The 17,232-nt window shown below is 61.1% G+C and carries 14 protein-coding genes and 2 pseudogenes; 9 read left to right on the top strand and 7 right to left on the bottom strand.

Features of this window, described 5'->3' with window-relative positions; all coding sequences use genetic code 11:
• Window positions 1–135: 135 nt before the first annotated feature.
• A pseudogene (locus IVB01_RS32165) lies at window positions 136–396 on the bottom strand (ABC transporter substrate-binding protein); the annotation flags it as partial.
• A gap of 106 nt (window positions 397–502) precedes the next feature.
• Entirely contained in the window at window positions 503–1,855 is a 1,353-nt protein-coding gene (locus IVB01_RS32160) for a transposase (protein WP_247495177.1), read from the bottom strand.
• Between the two features lie 268 nt (window positions 1,856–2,123).
• Between IVB01_RS32160 and IVB01_RS32155 the strand changes: the two genes are divergently transcribed.
• Entirely contained in the window at window positions 2,124–2,474 is a 351-nt protein-coding gene (locus IVB01_RS32155) for a hypothetical protein (RefSeq protein WP_247418714.1), read from the top strand.
• Window positions 2,475–2,913: 439 nt separating this feature from the next.
• On the opposite strand, the gene IVB01_RS32150 is transcribed toward IVB01_RS32155, so the two are convergent.
• Window positions 2,914–3,423 (bottom strand): septal ring lytic transglycosylase RlpA family protein, encoded by a 510-nt coding sequence (locus IVB01_RS32150; RefSeq protein ID WP_247276069.1) that lies wholly within the window; start codon window positions 3,421–3,423, stop codon window positions 2,914–2,916.
• Between the two features lie 526 nt (window positions 3,424–3,949).
• Between IVB01_RS32150 and IVB01_RS35820 the strand changes: the two genes are divergently transcribed.
• Both IVB01_RS35820 and IVB01_RS35815 read left to right on the top strand, forming a co-directional pair.
• Window positions 3,950–4,732, top strand: a complete 783-nt coding sequence (locus tag IVB01_RS35820; RefSeq protein ID WP_346659353.1) for a GreA/GreB family elongation factor — start codon at window positions 3,950–3,952, stop codon at window positions 4,730–4,732.
• On the top strand, window positions 4,699–4,863 hold the full coding sequence (locus tag IVB01_RS35815; RefSeq protein WP_346015528.1) for a GreA/GreB family elongation factor: 165 nt from the start codon (window positions 4,699–4,701) through the stop codon (window positions 4,861–4,863). The genes IVB01_RS35820 and IVB01_RS35815 overlap by 34 nt, the downstream gene beginning before the upstream one ends.
• Window positions 4,864–5,131: 268 nt before the next feature.
• On the opposite strand, the gene IVB01_RS32135 is transcribed toward IVB01_RS35815, so the two are convergent.
• Complete coding sequence (locus IVB01_RS32135; protein WP_247276067.1) at window positions 5,132–6,025, bottom strand: hypothetical protein; 894 nt, start codon at window positions 6,023–6,025, stop codon at window positions 5,132–5,134.
• A gap of 542 nt (window positions 6,026–6,567) precedes the next feature.
• On the opposite strand from IVB01_RS32135, the gene IVB01_RS32130 reads away from it, so the two are divergent.
• The 4 genes and pseudogenes from IVB01_RS32130 to IVB01_RS32115 form a co-directional block, all read left to right on the top strand.
• Window positions 6,568–7,425 (top strand): GNAT family N-acetyltransferase, encoded by an 858-nt coding sequence (locus IVB01_RS32130; protein ID WP_247276066.1) that lies wholly within the window; start codon window positions 6,568–6,570, stop codon window positions 7,423–7,425.
• Between the two features lie 182 nt (window positions 7,426–7,607).
• Window positions 7,608–7,940, top strand: coding sequence for a hypothetical protein (locus tag IVB01_RS32125; RefSeq protein ID WP_247459381.1), 333 nt, complete (start codon window positions 7,608–7,610; stop codon window positions 7,938–7,940).
• 163 nt (window positions 7,941–8,103) lie between these two features.
• Complete coding sequence (locus IVB01_RS32120; protein ID WP_253075129.1) at window positions 8,104–8,571, top strand: ABC transporter substrate-binding protein; 468 nt, start codon at window positions 8,104–8,106, stop codon at window positions 8,569–8,571.
• A 1,492-nt stretch (window positions 8,572–10,063) separates the two neighbouring features.
• A pseudogene (locus IVB01_RS32115) lies at window positions 10,064–10,458 on the top strand (transposase); the annotation flags it as partial.
• Window positions 10,459–11,110: 652 nt separating this feature from the next.
• Here the strand turns inward: IVB01_RS32115 and IVB01_RS32110 are convergent.
• The 3 genes from IVB01_RS32110 to IVB01_RS32100 all read right to left on the bottom strand — a co-directional run bounded on the left by IVB01_RS32110 (window position 11,111) and on the right by IVB01_RS32100 (window position 14,373).
• Window positions 11,111–11,365 (bottom strand): low affinity iron permease family protein, encoded by a 255-nt coding sequence (locus tag IVB01_RS32110; RefSeq protein ID WP_256464882.1) that lies wholly within the window; start codon window positions 11,363–11,365, stop codon window positions 11,111–11,113.
• Between the two features lie 276 nt (window positions 11,366–11,641).
• The gene (locus tag IVB01_RS32105) at window positions 11,642–11,872 is read right to left on the bottom strand and encodes a hypothetical protein (RefSeq protein ID WP_247421114.1); all 231 of its coding nucleotides are present in this window, start codon (window positions 11,870–11,872) and stop codon (window positions 11,642–11,644) included.
• A gap of 284 nt (window positions 11,873–12,156) precedes the next feature.
• Window positions 12,157–14,373, bottom strand: coding sequence for a VCBS domain-containing protein (locus IVB01_RS32100; protein ID WP_247495176.1), 2,217 nt, complete (start codon window positions 14,371–14,373; stop codon window positions 12,157–12,159).
• Between the two features lie 301 nt (window positions 14,374–14,674).
• On the opposite strand from IVB01_RS32100, the gene IVB01_RS32095 reads away from it, so the two are divergent.
• Together IVB01_RS32095 and IVB01_RS32090 are read left to right on the top strand one after the other, a co-directional pair.
• On the top strand, window positions 14,675–15,295 hold the full coding sequence (locus IVB01_RS32095) for a FecR domain-containing protein (RefSeq protein WP_247421109.1): 621 nt from the start codon (window positions 14,675–14,677) through the stop codon (window positions 15,293–15,295).
• Between the two features lie 23 nt (window positions 15,296–15,318).
• On the top strand, window positions 15,319–16,116 hold the full coding sequence (locus IVB01_RS32090; RefSeq protein ID WP_247421112.1) for a tetratricopeptide repeat protein: 798 nt from the start codon (window positions 15,319–15,321) through the stop codon (window positions 16,114–16,116).
• Window positions 16,117–17,232 lie beyond the last annotated feature (1,116 nt).

Raw genomic sequence — 17,232 nt, 5'->3', positions numbered from 1 at the left:
CCATGACTCGATGGAAGCCACTGTGGACCCTTATCCCGGGGTCCCGATTGGATGCCGATCACCCCGAAAACGGGGTCCTTATTCCATGCCGAAACACAGTTGACGCCTGAAACGACCCCGGCGTGGACGTCGCCCACCGAACTGCTTGGCCTGCTGGGTCGACAGCACCGCGTCGTGGCCCCAGTTGACGTTGATCAGCACGTCGGCGCCGGAATTCGCGACGTTCAGAAGATATGAGGAGTAGTCAGGCGCACCGAGCGGCGCCACCTGGTTGGTCACGGTGGTCCAGCCGGCGGTCGCAAGGAAGTCCTGCATCGACTTGGTGACGGTGTGACCGTAGGTGTAGTCCGGCGTGAGATACGAAACCTTCTTGCCCTTGCCGAACTCCTTGACCAAGTAGACATTCCGACTTCCGCTTCCGGGCCGATTCCGTTGAAAAAGGCCGGCAGTATTTCGTTGTAATAGCTCCGTCGCGACTTGGCCGGAACTGCTCTTACTGACCCTATGCGAGCGTCGGGGTGGGCATCGGGATCAGCTTGGCCATCTTTCGAAGGTTTTGGGCGGTGGCTGCGAGGATGAACTCGTCGCGCGCGCCGTTTGGACCTCGTAAACGCAAACGGTCGAGCTTGAGAATGCGCTTGAGGTGCGCGAACAACATCTCGATTTTCTTGCGGAGCCGGCGCGAGGTGCCTCCCTCCCACGATCTCGCGATCTGGCGCGCCATGTCGCGGGCGCCCTCGTAGATCGAGCGGGGCACCCTCCGTGAAGCCTGCTTGGGGCAGCATCGGGGCTTCAATGCGCATCGATCACAATCGCGCTTGCTGGCGAGGTAAAGCATGGTGGCACCATCATTCACCAACGTTCCGGTCGTGGTAAGAGTTTTGCCACCAGGGCAACGATAGATGTCCCCAGCATGGTCATAGGTGAAGTCGTCGCGCGAGAAGATCCCGTCTGTGCGGGCCGATTTGTCGAACACTGTAACGTGCGGCTCGATCCCGTGCTCATAGACCAGCCAGGCGAGCATCTCGGCCGAGCCATAGCCGCTGTCACCGAGGAGCCGGCTCGGATAGAGATCAAACCGCTCCAGCGAGCGCTCAATCATGCGCTTGGCGGCCAATACCTCCGCCTGCCGGATTGCCGTCGTTGCCTCAACATCGACGATGATCGCGTTCTCGATGTCGACCAGATAGTTCGTCGAATAGGCGAAAAACGCTTGGCCGCCGTGCGCGCCGGTCCAGCGCGCCGCCGGATCGGAAGGCGATACGAACTTCGGAGTAACCTCGGTCGCGGCTCCGAAAGCGGCATCATCAAGGACAGCCAGATACTCATCGATTGCTCGGCTGGCAGCCTCCGGCGGAAGTCCCTTATCGCCTTCGATCCCCTTCTGCCGATTGGCATCGGCCTTGATTAGGCTCGCATCGACTGCAAATCCCTCACCGCCGACCAGTCGTTCCTCGATGCAGCGGCGCAGCACGCTCTCGAACACGCGACGGAAGAGGTCGCTCTGCCGGAAGCGGCCGTGCCTGTTCTTGGAAAACGTCGAGTGATCCGGCACCGTCCCATCCAGACCGAGCCGGCAGAACCACCGGTAGGCCAGATTGAGGTGAACCTCATCGCACAGGCGCCGCTCCGATCGAATGCCGAAGCAGTAACCGATCAAGAGCATCCGGATCATCAGCTCGGGATCGATCGAAGGCCGACCGATGCTGCTGTAGAAAGGCGCCAGGTCCCGCCGGACCTGTTCAAGATCGACAAACCTGTCAATCAACCGCAGCAAGCGATCAGTCGGGATATGTCTTTCGAGCGAGAACTCATAGAACAACGCGGTCTGTTCGACTTGCCGATGCCCCATCATGATCTTCAGTCCTGCCAATTAGACAGACTGAATCACTGATATCTCTGCGTCGCAACAGCTGCCTTTTTCAACAGAATCGGAAGCGAAGCAGAAATCAGATGCTCCTTCCGAGCTTATCGGTGATGGCCCGATGCGGTCGTTGCTGGATGCAGACTCCAGGGACATCCAAACAGCTCGAATCTTAGGCGGGCTAAGCAAAAAATATGCAATCCGCAATTGCGGTCCCGAATACTTCACCTAAACCTTTCCAAAAAATTTACTGGATCACGTGCACACAACTTCAAGTCATTTTCAGCGCCGCATATTCAACAATCACGCCAGCAATCCAAAAATAGATCTGGAGATAGCCATGGGGACGGTCGTTCATCTCAAGCAAGCTGGTCGGCCGCTATTGCCGTTCGAGATCCATGACGGTGAGCGCGCTCTTGCGGAGGAACTGGACAGACTCACGAAAGCGAGGCTGTGGACCGCCGTCGGCCATCTCGAGGCAGCCGTGAAGAGCGCCGACAAAATTCGCGACCGACTCCCGGCCGGACCGATCAAGGATGATTTCGAGCACAAGCTGGCGGCGCTTACCCGGAACCTCACCCATTTGCGCGAACAGGTCGGGCAGTTGTAATCCTATTGATGGAGCCTCAGTTCGGAAGCCAGTGATGTTACCAAGTGGCCCCTAGCGTCGGACATCCCATCTCCGTTTTTGCGTCGGCTCTTTGGGGTAAACCGGCCGTAGTCACGGTCAAACCTGATTGACGCCAATGACCCCAAAAGAGACATTCGACGAAGAAAGACTGTGGGCGTTCGCCGACATCCTGAAGCGTCACGCCTTCAATGACGATCGGCTTTAAGGCGATCGTGTTCGAAGCTCACGCAACCAACGCGGTTAACAACTGCAGCCGTTTCAGCACGAAGCGGCCACAGTGCTTCCGCCTCAGCACGAAGTGGCTGTCGGCAAAGGCGCCCTATCCTGTCAGCACAGCGTTCTGCCCGCGTCAGCTGCCGAGGCGAATCGCCCACTGACAGCCGCACACGACTGTTGCCACATAGAGCGCGGCGCTTACCTAAAGGACCTCTACTCGAACTTGTGCCACACCTCGATCAGTAATTCCTAAGCCGCGTGCAGCGCCAAGGGAGAGGTCCAGCACGCGGTCGCGAATCCACGGTCCGCGGTCTGCAATCCGAACTATGACCGACCTGCTACTCGCAATGTCGGTGACGCGAACCCGAGTTCCGAAGGGAAGACTTCGATGGGCCGCCGTCATTTCATCGCGATTGTAGAGCGACCCGCTCGCTGTTTTACCCTTTGTATAAGAATAGAAGGACGCTTTTCCGGTGAAGGCTTTATTGAACGATTTGGAAGGCCGGAGATCGTCTGGCGTCCGCGTCCATAGTGGCCCTGCCTGAATATCCTCAGGAGGACTTTGTTTTTGCTCCTTCTCTTCAGGAGCAGGTTCAGCATGTGCCTTCGGAATAATAGACCATCTATCGTCGAAGTTTTGTGCTGAAGCATACGGAGACTGCAAGCAAGCAGATAAGGACGCGATCGCGATTCTTGCAAACAGAAGACGCATGATCAACTCCACTCACTGACAAAAAACAACGAATCAATGATTTTTAACAAGCGGCGTTCCCGAGCGTGCAGAGCAGCATACAACGGAACAGCGTCATCAATTTGGGGTGATTTTTTGGGTAGGTCGGAACTACTCTGTGGCGCAGATTATGCGCCGAGCGTCATCCGTAGCTGCCTCGCCCGACCATCCAACGACCGTCTGCTTTCAGGTGGAGAGCGGATTCGTGAAGTCTCTTCACTCCAGCATGTGATCCAAACGGACATCACTAATCCTTACAACTCTCTCCCGACGTGTGTGCTCTATAGTCGCGTTACATGGACAGCGGAAGGTCCTATGGTGGCCGCGACATGATCCACGTCCTCGACATCGATCCGCGCAATGCGCGGCGTTGCCTGCACGCCGGACGGCTCCAAGCAGGAGCTTAGCCGGACGGTAGTTGGTGCCCTCCGGATTATCCCCTTCCTTCATCAAACAGATTTGGTGTGTGGCTCTTGCGCGAGGAGAAGCCCAAACAAGGAGGCATGTCGTGAACAAACCCTTTTTCCCGAACGTGACTCTTCCGGCGTCTGACCATCGCCGCTTGGAACGGCTCGCGCAGGCGGGCGCGGATCAAGGCGACGTGGACGCACGTTTTCTGTTGCGTGAGATCAACCGTGCGGAAGTCGTCCCTGATCGCGCAGCCAGATTGGACAGCATCGTTACCATGGGTTCGTGGGTGACGTTCTGGATCACTTGGGGCTTCCCCCGCGAGACAAGGCAACTGGTGTACTTCGAAGACTACACGTCCGAGCGAACCCAAATCCCCGTGATGTCGCCGTTGGGTGCAGCGTTGGTCGGGCTGAAGGTCGGAAGCGAAATTCCCTTCTTCACCGCTGGGCGCACCAACGTCGTCAAGATCGAACTTTCAGCCGAGGTGATCCGAATGATGTTGTCAGGGTTCTGTTTAGCAATCCGGAGGTCAAGGGCAAGAAGCTCTTTGATGACAATGATCCGGGACCATCGGCCGCTTAGGAAAGGAGAGAAGGTAATGAGCAAGACTAATCGCAAAGGCAAACCTGAAATCGTGTTGCCGCCCATCGCTGTGATAGAGGATGAGGCGAGGCGTCTCAACGCTCTGGCCAGTTCGAGCGCGGTGCTCTTCCCGCGCGTGGCCCATTTCCTTGCACAGGAGATAGAGCGTGCAAGCGTGGTGGCGGACAATTCCGATCTGCGCGGCGTAGTCCGCATGGGCTCGCAGGTCCGGTACTGCGATGACAAGACCGTGAAGTCCGGGACGTGGTATTGGTTTATCCCCACGAAGCGGACATAACGCTGAAGCGCGTCTCGGTTCTCACGCCGGTTGGAGCTGCGTTGATCGGCCTGTCGGTTGGCCAAGCCATCGAGTTTCAAACGCCGGGCAACAACAAGCGGTCCTTGACGGTGCTAGGCGTGTCCAACTGAAGGAGGCGTTGATATGCGCGACGTTTCAACCAGACAGGCCGCCTTTACAGTCATCGGTATCACCATCGTCTTGGCTGCCGTGTTCTATCTTGCGACCTTCTTCAAGGCTTGAAGGTCCAACCTCTGGGGGCGGCCCCTCTCGGTCTATGATCGAGCTGGGGCACCCCACTGCGCGTTGCCCGCGCGGTGAAACTCGGTCGTCCGTAGCCGAAGGAATTGCTTAATCGCCGTCGCCGGGTCGGCGCACATCGTAACCGCCAACTGGGAGCTAATGAATCACTGGCTCACCATAGAAACGGCGGTGCAGCTTTTCGCTGACGCCGAAGCTGATTTCCAAGATGAGGCGCGGCGCGCGTTTGGCCAGCGAACCCATATGGAATCCGAAGGGATCCTCGACAAAGCCGAAGCCTTCAGGCCCCGTCAGTTTCACGATTGCTTCGCGACCATAGGTCCGCTCGATTTCCTCGGAGGGGTGGCCGACCATAAGGGTGAACTGGTGTCGCAGAAGGCGCTGCCTGTGGCTGCCCACGACATAGACATGCGGGCCCGAATTTTCGTCTACCGCTTCGATGTAGAAGAAGGACTTGATCATCCTCCAATCATCGAGATCAAAATGAAACCGGTCCTGTGAGGCTAGATGGAGGTCGTAGTCTTTCGCGTTCTTGCTCGGAAAGCTCCACCAGAGCCGCGTCGCGGTGACGCGCGCCTCGCCTCCCAGATAGTTCTGGGCGATCTGCAACAATAGCGGATCCTGCTGGACGCGGCAGGCCGCTTCGCAATCCAGCACGCGTTCGAAGAAGTGACCTGTGACAATGGCCTTCCCGGTCGCAAGCTCGATCGGGCGATGTTCCTCGGCGACCAGCTCAATTTTGCGGTCGAAATTGCCGAAACAGGGCGTGCGTCGGGCAAAGGAAGAGATCTGCGACGTAATGTTTGCCGGAAGGCTGACGCCCTGAAATAGCCCGTCTCGCCGCAACTGCTCCGTCACATGCTCGGCGCTAAGTTCCGGGAAAAGCGTGTTCGTGAGATCGATGTGTTCCGGCGGAGCGGTAAACTTCCATGCGAGGTTGCGGAACAGCATCACGCGCCCCAGTGCAAACATCGGCAGCCATCGGGGATTTTCCTTGATGTCGGCTACATACGTCGGCAAACGTTTGAGCATTCGCTGAATCTTTGTGACCATTGCTTGGCCCGCTGTACGCATCACCATGGAACCATTACCTGGACCAATCTCCTTTGTTCCAAATTGGACCAAACCAGACGCGCTCTGCTATTCGGCGTGCACACGATTGACGCCCATCCAGCACGCCCGCCATCGCATCCAAGGAAACTAAACGGACCTGACGCGGGGCAGTCCGCTTCGGTGCGATTGACCCTGAGATATCAACCGTTCTGCTATCGCCAAAGCATCATCCACTTCGATGCCGAGCTAGAAAGTAGCCCCGCAGCTGCGACCCCGCGACGGCCGCTTCCGGGAGGTGAGCCGACCAAGGGTCTTGCAAGCTGCCGAGGGCTGCCTTTGACCCGACCCGGACAGTAGACCACAATTCGGAGGAACTCCTTCTTGGGTACTCTGAAGAAGACCGAGGCGCATAGGCAGCGAAGCTCTGGATAATCTACGCTGAGAGCAATAAGCTGCAGCTTGAAATCCCCGGAACTGTTGGCTCGGATAAGGCGTCAGAGCAATTCGCAGGGGAGGGACGAATGAGCATCGTGCTGCGACCAGGCGCGCCGTCGGATGCCACCGTTTGCGGCAAAATCTGCTTCGAAGCGTTCAGGGCGATTGACGACGAGCACAATTTCCCGTGGGATTTTCCGTCGGTGGAGGTGGCCACGCAGGTCCTGATGATGCTGCTGTCCAACCCGGGGTTCTACTCGCTTGTCGCCGAAAAGGACGGAAGGGTTGTCGGCAGCAACTTTCTCGATGAACGCGGACCGATTGCCGGACTCGGGCCGATCACAGTTGATCCGGCCTCACAGAACGCGACGATTGGGCGCCAATTGATGCAGGCTGCACGCGACCGCGCGCGCGATCGGCATGCGGCCGGGGTGAGGCTGCTGCAATCCGCATTTCACAATCGTTCTTTGTGTTTGTACGCCAAGCTCGGCTTTGACACCCGCGAGACGATCTCGAAAATGAACGGGGCGCCGCTGGGCGTCAGCTTGCCGGGGTACGACGTGCGTCCGGCCGGCGCGACCGATCTCGTGGCCTGCAACTTGTTATGTCATCGGGTTCACGGTCATGATCGTGGCGGCGAACTCGATGACGCGATTAATGCGGGAACGGCGCGGGTCGTCGTGCATCTCGGCCAGATCACTGCCTACGCGACGGATGTCGGGTTCTTCGCCCATGCCGTCGCCGAGAGCAACGAAGGTCTGAAGGCTCTGATCGGATCTGCTCCGGGCTTTCCCGGCGGCGGCTTTTTGGTGCCGACCCGAAATAGCGAACTATTCCGCTGGTGTCTGCAAAATGGCCTCCGACTAGTGCACCAGATGACCCTAATGACGACCGGCCTCTACAACGAGCCTAAGGGCTTTTATCTGCCCTCGGTGCTCTATTGAGCAAGGAGCCTCGGCCCCGCGCATCAGGCCGAGCTTCCGTCTTTGGCCCTAGCCGAACCGCACGTTAGCGGCGAGATAGTTAGCTCCTGAACGTGGACCGGAAATTGCTCACCCGCTCTTGATCAACGCTTTTGACCTGGACCAGACATCACCAACCTTTCGATACCATCATCTCAGCGGCTATGATGGCAAGCCGCGCGCTGCCGAAATCGGAAAATGACACGATCGGAGCGATCATGATTGGGCGCCGGTGTTTTATAAGTTTGATAGGAGCGGCCATCGTTGTCGCGCCGCTCTCGATACGCGCGCAGCAGCCGGCCACACCGGTCATTGGATTCCTCAACAACTTGTCGCGTGCTGCGATCGCCCACCCCGTAGCCGCGTTCCGCGAGGGTCTGAAGGAAGCCGGCTTTATCGAAGGCCACAACCTCGTGATCGAATATCGCTGGGCCGAGAATCACAATGATCCTTGCCCGCGCTGGCTGCCGATCTGGTCCGGCGGCAGGTTGCGGTGATTGTAGCGACCGGCGGTGGCGCCTCGGCGCTAGCCGCAAAGGCTGCGACCACCACAATTCCGACCGTGTTTTCCTCAGCCACTGATCCTGTCGAGCTGGGCCTCGTTGTCAGGCTAAACCGACCCGGCGGAAACGCCGCCGGCGTTTATGTGATGACAACTCTTTGGAAGCCAAGCGGCTGGACCTGCTGCACGAACTGGTGCCAAACGCCGCGACCATCGCCATGCTGGTCAATCCGGGCACCCCCGGCGCCGACAGCCAGTTGACGGAGGCGAAGACGGCTGCGCAAACCCTCGCGCGGAAGATTCACGTTCTAAGGGCACACAATGAGCCGGAACTTGACAGGGCCTTCGCGATGCTGGCCGAGCACCATGCCGACGCTATTCTTGTCGCGGCCGATCCGTTCTTCAACGCTCACCGCCAGCAGATTGTCACACTGGCAGCGCGCTGCGCCGTTCCCGCAATCTACGAGTTCCGAGAGTTTGCCGTGGCCGGCGGCCTGATGAGCTACGGGATCAGCTTGGCCGACGCGTACCGGCAGGTTGGACTTTATACCGGCAAAATTCTTCAGGGCGCCAAGGCCGCCGACTGGCCGGTTACGCAGCCGACCAAATTCGAGTTGGTCATCTGAAGGCCGCGAAGGCGCTGGGCTTCACTGTCTCGCCGATGCTGCTCGCCCGCGCCGACGAGGTGATCGATCAGGGGAGTTGTTGCTGTCGGTGCACGAGGCAGCTTGTGGCCCATCGCACCTCATCGAGGTCCGCTCAGTGAGGCATGGCGGACCAGATTTGCGAAGCGCCGGGAGACCGGCAAGGAGTAGAGAGTGCAAGTCTCTTACGATGAAGGAGTAGCGATCCACATCGGCCCCGAGTCATGCGCAGTTGCCCGCGAGGGTTTCGGCGAAGCGTTGACAAGGGGGGCGCATAGGCCAGCCATCGAGCCGCGAAAGAGTCCTATTCCGGGTGCCGACGCCGTGCAAATAGCGGAAGGCAACACATCCAGGCGCGTCATCGCGAGCGCCAGGACGACCCGGCGTGGTCAGAGACCCTGGCATGTGCAGACGCTCCTTGCACGAGAACCGGGAGATCTCGCGATCGACCGCTCGGCAACAGCCGTCGGTCCGCATCGGGAAAGCGAGGAGCCGTAGCCGATGATGCACGGTCGCGAGAAGTCAGACTCTGCCATAGTAGCTGTGAAGCCGACGAACAACGCGGTCCCGACGGCAGCGGAGCCGGTGGAGCCAAGGGCGAGGTGCCATGGTTGCTGACCATGCCTTCACCACCGGCAAGATCGCACAGGGCCGAATTGTTAGTGCCGCGCTCCGGCTAATATGCGGTCTTTCGGCTGGGCGTGAAATCAGATAATCTTCTTTAGAGCTGCTCTTTGAGACGGGATGAGCCGACGTCTCCGTTCAGACCCTCAACCGAGCTGTCCCTTGAGCTGTGCTAGTCCCGTCGCCTCCAAGTGCACCTGCACATCTTTGCACCGGTCCCGGATAGTCTTGCTCGATCCAGGGCTGTCCGCGAGACGAACCTGCTCGATCATCAACAACCTAAGGGTAGATCCACGTGGCTTGGGCCGAACGCTTTGTGCTCGAACTTGCCTCTACAGGAGCGTGAATGCGCGCTCCTCGCCAGCGGCGGGGCCCAGGATGTAGGGGCAGACCGTCTGGCGCTCGCCGTCTTGGCTCAAGTGAACCGGCCGGCGTTCAAAGAAAAGCTTGTCCGAGCGCAATGAAGACTTCGCTATGCCCTTCGGTAACGATCTGGAAGGGCCGCTTGCGACCGCGGCGGGGCCGGTAGACTTCGAAGTTCGGGTTGAACGTTGCTACTAGGGTGATCCCCAAGCGCTCCACGAGCGCAAAACTGGTCCGGTCGACGAAGGAAAAGCTCTCGTCAGCGAACCTTGCCTCTATCTAGGAAGCCGCATCTCAGCGCCGACGATGCATACGAACTCCGCTGTCGCGCAGGCCGGTCCCAGAACACTTCCGCCCGCTCGCTGCTAAACTGCGCTTTGAGAAGCTGCCACGTCTCGGCCAGCGCCAGGTCCGTCGTGAGGTGCTGGTCGATGCTCCGGAGAATGGACTTGGCGCGCTCATTCTGATGATGGCGCTTGGCTGCCCGCTGCTGGCGGTGCTGGAAGCGTGGCTGCGCGAGCAGCGTGCTCGGCTATCGAACTCCTCATCGGTCACGAAGCCAGTCGACTACATGCCGCGCCGCCGGGATCGGTTCACTCGCTTCGTCAATGAAGGGCGGATCTGCCTGACAAACAATGCGGCGAAGCGCGCGTTGCGCGGCTTTGCTCTCGGCTGCAAGTCCTGGCTGTTCGCCGGCTCAGAACGCGGCGCTGACCGCGTCGCCATCATGGCGACGCCGATCATGACGGCAAAGCTCAACGACATCGATCCGCAAGTCCGGCTGGCGGACGTCTTGGCCCGCATCGCCAGCACCCGCAAGGTCGGCTCAATGAGCTGCTGCCTTGGGAATGGAAGAACAGCCCTGTTCAGTCTGCGGCCTGATAGGGCCACCGCACCGCGCGATCATCCCGCGGCCCTCACCGGACGGTTACGCCGCGAAGGCGCCAGGACGCGAACAAGGACGCTTCGCGACCGCATCTAGCGTCTGCGCGGCCGCTGGCAAGCGCAACGAGATACAAATCGTTAGCCTTACTTGGATGGCTTAGTGGCCGGCGGTCGCTTCGCTGCTGGCCTGCGCGAGATGATCGTCTCCACCTTCTTCAGCGTCTGTGCAAACTCAGATCGAAGATACTGTTCGTGCTTCGGGTCTGTAGGTTCCGAGAGGAATGCAATCTTCACGAGGAAGCGGTTCAGTAGCGACGCTATCGTAAGGTTGCCCGAGTGTTGCGAGCGCAGGGCCGTGAGTTGCCGACGCATCTCGATAAGATCAAGTTTTCCGTCGTCTGAGTGCTGTTTCAATAGAATGGCCTGCAATCAAACGAAGCCGCCGCGTCGAATGTGTCGAATATGATGGCGCGACGGCTTCGCCACTGGGGACGGGACTAACGGCAATGTCCGGCCGTTAGAAGCTATCGCTCCTTAGCTTCGCTGCAATGAAAGCCTGAAATTAAACTTGATGTCGCGGTGGCGGGTTAATTCTGGAACCGCGAGGGAGGAGCATCCAACGTGATCGAGCCAGTCAGACCGCCAAGGCTCACGAGGCACGGACCTGTGCTCGCTGCCGCTCGACTTCCTCAGCGTCCTTATTGTCTACAGTCATTAGGGAGTTCTTGGCATCGCCATGAACCTTCAGCAGTTCGTCGAGCTTCGCATGAATGGACTGCGTGTCGCGGTGCTCGGCGCGCTGGATCACGAGGGTCATTCCCCAGGTCGCGAGAGTAGCGCTTAGTCCAGTCGGCGCCGTTCCGGGGTAGGACGCGGCCCGATCGCTCGCCCGGATGACTAGCATCCGACGGCCGTCGTGCTTCACTTCGTGGACCCATCAGGTCCAGCCGGCACGGCTTTGGCCCGTTACCCAGAACTCAAAAACTGTGGGCATGCGCAAGAGATAGCTACGCCAGCGGTTGTATGTCAGGGCGCCGGCTGTCCAACAGAAATGGCCCCAGCTCCGGGGGCTATGATAACAGCTCGGGCCGACAGGGATGTGCCTTGGGTAAGGCATCCGGAAAACTTGGCAGGTAAAGCCTTCCAGGCCGGTTTCGCCCCCACAGGCAATCAGCGGTCTTTATCCTCTTTGCATCCTCTTCGCCTTTGGGCTGCCGTCGGCGCCGCCATTACCATAGCCGTTGTTGCGATGAGGGCCGGCCGGCGCGGCGCCAGACCTTGCGATTGGACGTGAGGACGTCGACAGCAGGAGCGCTATGGCCGGAGGTGTCACGGCGGCAAACTTGCCACAGATCTTCAGGAATTCGCGTCGTCGTCTGCTTGCCTTGTCATAGCATCTTCCGCACGTCATCAACCGTTCAAGCTGCCTCGGGTTTTGCATGCCGGTTTCCGCGCAGCGGGCACCGGCATGGAGGTCGCCAACCTGCTTAGTGGGGCGGCATTCGTATGCCAACGACGCCCACAGGTCGTGGCGCGGGGCCCATATCAAAGCGCATGCATCCGGCCGACCTCGGTATACGATACCGGCGGCAAGCTAAATCATACAGTATTCAATTAGGCGCGTCGTGGAGTTGATTTGCTGCGCACCTCTTCATCCGCAAAGCCGCCCGGAGGCAACGAAGGCATCGGCGAGCCTCAGACGATCAGATCTTGTTGGAAGGGCAGGTGTAGGCCCTGGCCAGCAACCTCCTGCTCGCCGAAACGCCAAGCATCCGCCGCTGCATCGGCCGGATGGGGCCATGCGGTCGCGGCGGAATCGTCCTCCGGATCGAGCGCGGCGACAGGGGCCGAGGAAACGACCACCGGCGCCGTCAGGCTCGCATGCTGCTGTTCCGCACCCGCCTCGAAATGGAACGCGGACTCGGCCTGCTCGCGTAAGCCTTGGTCCCCGACGCTTTGGATGACCACGGTCACGACTTGGGGCGTGCCGTCGATCGTGGTCACGGTGAAAGTGTCGGTCAGCGCGTCGCAAGGCCTCAGGGCCTGGACGGCGGGGTTGTCGAGCGCGAGCACATAGGTCCACGTGCCGCAGGTGGTCATCGTGAAGCTGCCGTAGCCGTTGTCGCTGGCCTGCGGACATGTTGTCGCTGTGAAGGTGTCGTCGGGATTGTCGACGTCCCTGTCGGACAAGGTGCCGCTGGCGCGTGGCGGAGGGTCGCAGGAATTGCTCGGCTCGGTCACGCGTCCGCAAGTATCGCCGCAGACGACCGCGGCGTCGTTGCTGCCCTCGATCGTGACGGTCACCGTCTGTGCCGTACCGTCCGCTGCCCTCACGGTGAAATCATCCGTCAGCGCCTGACCTGCGTTAAGCGCCTGCACCGCGCAATTGCCGTTGTCGAGCGCGAAGGTCCAGTGCCCGTCCGCGGTCATGGTGAAGCTGCCGTAGCCGTGGTCGCTCGGCTCCGGACATTTGACGGGGTCGAACGCGTTCGACGGACCGTCGACGTCGGTGGCGGTCAGAAGGCCGCACGCGGTCGGGACGCCCTGCGCCGAATTGTGGACCCCGCCCGCTTCAACCACGCGACCATGGGTGTCCCCGGAAATGACGGCCGGATCGTCGGCGCCCCGGATGGTCATCGTCATGACCTGCGGCGTGCCGCCGATGGTGGTCACCGTGAACGTGTCGGTCAGGTTCTGGCATGCCGCAAGCGCCAGCACCGCGGCGTTGGCGGGATCCAGCGCGTACGTCCAGTGCCCGTCGGCCGTTATCGTGTAGCTACCGTAACCTTTGTCGCTGGTATGCGGAGAGTTCACCGCCGTGAACGTGTTGGCCGGATCGTCGACGTCGGTATCGGTGAGCGTGCCGGTCGCGGTCGGGACGTCGGGTGCCATGGACGCCGCCACGATTGCGGCGGCGGTCATGGCACCCGCCGCGACGGATCCATCCGTCTCGCCGCTTATCGCCGCCGCGTCGTCGGTGCCGGCGATCTCGACCGTGAAGGTCTGGCTCGCTGAGGCGAAGCCGTCAGACGCCATGATCGTGAAGCTGTCAGTGCTCGGCGCCTTCAGCGCGTTGATGGCGTCGTTGTTCGGCACGTAGGCGTAGGCGCCGGTCGCGCTGTTCAAGTACAGGATTCCGAAGGAGCCTGCCTTCTCGACGTCGTAGCTTGCGCCCGCGAACGTGGAGGGGCCGACCGCGCCGCCCGCGATGCCAAAGATCGGCGTCGCGCCGGAGCCGAAGCTCGCGGCCGAGAAGCTGCCGCTGCTCGCCGAGAACTCGTCGAACGCGACCGTGTCGACCTCGACGGGGCCCGACCCGAGTGTCAGCGTGGGTGGCGAATGGATCAAGGGCGCATCCGGCGCGAAACTGGCCGGCACCACCAGCCCGGGAAGGGCATGTTGTGGAATGGGCCCGTTCGGCGGCTGGAAGTCGATCGGGTGCGGCGACTGATCGACCGCTTCGCCCGGAGGCGTGCCGGATCCGCCCGGGCCATGGTCTTTCGAGTAATTGGCGAGCACGTCCTGCTGCTGGTTCTGCAGGTCCTCCATTCGCGAAGCGTTGTTGGCGACCTGCGCGAAGCCGACGGAAGATCCGGTCCTGCTGAGGATGACCGTCTGCCCGGGATCGTCCACGATGATATGCCGCGGCACCGCCTCCTTCGTGACGAGTTCGAACGTGCCATGCTCGAACCCCTTGTAAGTGATGGAGGCGTCGTCGAACAAGGCGAGATCGGGATCGGCGGCCCACGCCTCCTTCATCGCCGACAGGATCAACGTCAGGAAGGACAGCCCTCCGGCCCATCCGAGTCCCGCGACGACCGCCGACTCCCTTGCACGCTGGCCGCGGACGGACGCCGGACTGCGTTGGTCCGGCGCCGGCCAAAGACCGCTGAAGACACGTGCGAGCGACATCCTGAACGCCTCGCATGCTGCCGCTTCCGCCGACGCGGCCGGACCGATCGACCGAGTGTAAGTCGCCACTCGCCGAGGTTTCCGGTTCGACGCCAGCCTACGCTTTGTCGTCCCGAGGCCCCTTCACAAATTGTTGACTCGGTGTGCGTAAATGCGCTCTTTTGTTGGTCCGGAGCGGTCAGGACCGCCGTCCCCCACGACTGAAAACGATAGTCGCAACGTGCGATGTGGTGCGCCGGGCGCGGCTCTGCCATTATTCCGCAGGGGTGAAAGCGGGCTCTTCACGGACGGGAGCGGACGCATGCGCGGACAAAGGACGGTTGCAGGACTCCTCGGCCTTTTGCTCGTGGCGGTAGCGTGTCCGCCTGCGCGGATTTGGGCGCAGGAGGTCAAGCCGATCGGCAAGGTCGTGACCGTCGCCGGCAAGGCAACGATCGAGCATATCGATGCCGCGGTCGTGCAGGCGAGACTGTCCGACGACAGGGCCGGAGCGAAGCTCGGCGATCCAGTCTATCGAGGCGACGTCGTCAGGACCGGCGCCGACGGCGGCCTCGGTATCAATTTCGCCGACGGCAGCTCCTTCAGTCTGTCGAGCAACGCCAGCATGGAAATGAACGAGTTCGTCTACGATCCGGACGGCAACCACAATTCGACCCTGATCAGCTTGACCAGAGGCACCTTCACCTTCGTCGCTGGCAGCGTCGCCAAGACCGGCAGCATGAAGGTGGACACCCCGGTGGCGACGTTGGGGATCCGGGGCACCACGCCCAATATCGAGCTCTCCGAGGACGGCACGGTCAAGTTCGCCACTTTGATCGAGGACGGTAAGGACGCCGTCATGAAGCGGAAGGCCGGTCCGGCCGTTGCGCCTCCCCGGCAGGGCAGGGTCGACCGCGCTCTCGGCGTCTGTCGGGGATGCTGAAGGTCGTCCGGACGGCGCCAGTTATGATCCTGCTGCTGGCCGTCCCCGCGTCGGCGCAGAAGCCGGAGAGTCAATTCCGGAACGTCGAGCTGTGCAACGCCACCTCGTCGCCGGACCGGAGGATCGAGGCCTGCTCGGCCTTCATCGCGGCCGGCCGTGGCGGGCCGCAGGCCATGGCCGTCGCCCACAACAACCGCGGCATCGGCTACGCGGCCAAGGCCGACTACGACCGCGCCATCGCCGACTTCGACGCGGCCATCCGCATCGATCCGACCTTCGCCAAGCCTATCAACAACCGCGGCGCGGCAAGACTGAGGACGGGCGACTACGACGCGGCGATGGAGGATTTCGACCGGGCCATCGCCCTCCAGCCGACCTACCCCGGTGCCTTCGTCAACCGCGCCGAGGCCTGGCTAAAGAAGGGCGATCTCGTACGCGCCGAAAGAGACTATGCCGCGGCGACTCGCCTGAATGCCGACATGGAGGGGGCTTGGAGCGGCCTTTGCTGGACCCGGGCGAGCACGGGCGACCCGCAGGGCGCGGTGGAAGCCTGCGACAAGGCGATCAGGTCGGGCGCGCATACGGCCGCGACCTACGATTCCCGCGCGCTCGCCCACCTCAAGGCTGGACGAATCGATGCGGCCATAGCCGACTACGACGCCGCATTGCGCATCGACCCCACGCTCGCCGCCGCGCTGTACGGCCGGGGCCGGGCGAAGATCCGCCGCGGCGAGACCGCTTCAGGAGAAGCCGACGTTGCGGCCGCGAAAGCTGTCCGGGGCGATATCGCCGACGAGTTCGCGCGCTACGGCGTGCGGTAATCCGTCCTCAATGCATGCCCCTCCGAGAAGACCATCGCCTCGCGAGGCTCGCGCCGATGGTAGTTTGGCTCACTCATGAGCTTTGGTCGCAAAGGGAGTGAGTTGTCGACTGGGAACCGTATCAGTACTGCGACTGGTTCTAGCCGGGCATTGCGTACTCTTCAGCTTTCGGCAGGGAGCCGACGGCCGCGTGAGTAGCTGCGGTGGCAAGCTACAGTTTGTCGGCCGCTGAGAGAGGCCGGGGAAGGGTAGGGCACTTCGCAATCCGTCGCATCGCAGGAATTGGCTGACGTTATCGATCCCGTCCAGCTGTCGTGAGCCTGTCGGCTCTCGGCGGGTTTTGTTGTAGAACTCGGTTGAGCAAGACCTCGAACGGTGATTCCGTTGTGTTTGACGCGAGTCTCGGCGAGGTCGATCCATGATGGGCCGTCTGAAGAGTGACCGGCCACATATTCCGTCATCGACAAGTCAAAGCGAGAGGATGGCACCTTCTCTCGTGACGACTTCGATGTGATCCGGCCGGTGACGTCTAGCTAGCTGCACCCTCGATCAATCGATCCCGCCGCGACCGTAGGGCGATCCCGCGTCGCGGACTGCGGGGATCGTCGTCGGCGAACTCCGTAGCGCCACCGAGACCACAACCATCGGCGGAGCAGATCAATGCGATCGGCCGCATGGATGCGATCATCGACAACTCTGGCGTCTACACCGACGGTCAGCGCTTGCGCGTGGGTGCGGGCTCAAGAGCCTGGAGGAAGCCGGCAGCTACGCGACCTCGACGCTCGCCAGCCGCGCCTCCTGAAGGCCGGAAAGTGCGTCCAAAAGCGCAATACCGCGTCGTGATACCCACTTTGGCCGCTATTGGACGATCCGACGGGACAACATCGGCCGCCCGCAATGATGGGCGACCACGGCCGCGTGCCGACCTATCCGTTTGCACACAACCAAGACCCGTAGCGGCCCCGAAGAACAGTACCTGATTGTCCTGCACGCCACGGCATCACTCCCGCTGGGACAACCGCGAAATTCATCGCCGACAAGCACCCCACCAAGGTCGCAGCATTTGCCTCATTCGTCATTTGACTTGCGCGATGTAAGGGGCTCATCTTGAAGTTG

The organism is Bradyrhizobium sp. 164, from assembly GCF_023073715.1.
In the GTDB taxonomy this organism is placed as follows: Bacteria; Pseudomonadota; Alphaproteobacteria; order Rhizobiales; family Xanthobacteraceae; genus Bradyrhizobium.
Note: the sequence above shows the minus strand (reverse complement) of the source record. Positions and strands in the feature narration are given on the sequence as shown.

What these genes read in the sequence shown, in the direction of transcription:
- IVB01_RS32160 (WP_247495177.1), bottom strand. Translation starts at nt 1,855, where the DNA reads ATGATGGGGCATCGGCAAGTCGAACAGACCGCGTTGTTCTATGAGTTC.
- IVB01_RS32150 (WP_247276069.1), bottom strand. Translation starts at nt 3,423, where the DNA reads ATGCGTCTTCTGTTTGCAAGAATCGCGATCGCGTCCTTATCTGCTTGC.
- IVB01_RS32135 (WP_247276067.1), bottom strand. Translation starts at nt 6,025, where the DNA reads ATGCTCAAACGTTTGCCGACGTATGTAGCCGACATCAAGGAAAATCCC.
- IVB01_RS32130 (WP_247276066.1), top strand. Translation starts at nt 6,568, where the DNA reads ATGAGCATCGTGCTGCGACCAGGCGCGCCGTCGGATGCCACCGTTTGC.
- IVB01_RS32125 (WP_247459381.1), top strand. Translation starts at nt 7,608, where the DNA reads ATGATGGCAAGCCGCGCGCTGCCGAAATCGGAAAATGACACGATCGGA.
- IVB01_RS32110 (WP_256464882.1), bottom strand. Translation starts at nt 11,365, where the DNA reads ATGCTAGTCATCCGGGCGAGCGATCGGGCCGCGTCCTACCCCGGAACG.
- IVB01_RS32105 (WP_247421114.1), bottom strand. Translation starts at nt 11,872, where the DNA reads ATGACGTGCGGAAGATGCTATGACAAGGCAAGCAGACGACGACGCGAA.
- IVB01_RS32100 (WP_247495176.1), bottom strand. Translation starts at nt 14,373, where the DNA reads ATGTCGCTCGCACGTGTCTTCAGCGGTCTTTGGCCGGCGCCGGACCAA.
- IVB01_RS32095 (WP_247421109.1), top strand. Translation starts at nt 14,675, where the DNA reads ATGCGCGGACAAAGGACGGTTGCAGGACTCCTCGGCCTTTTGCTCGTG.
- IVB01_RS32090 (WP_247421112.1), top strand. Translation starts at nt 15,319, where the DNA reads ATGATCCTGCTGCTGGCCGTCCCCGCGTCGGCGCAGAAGCCGGAGAGT.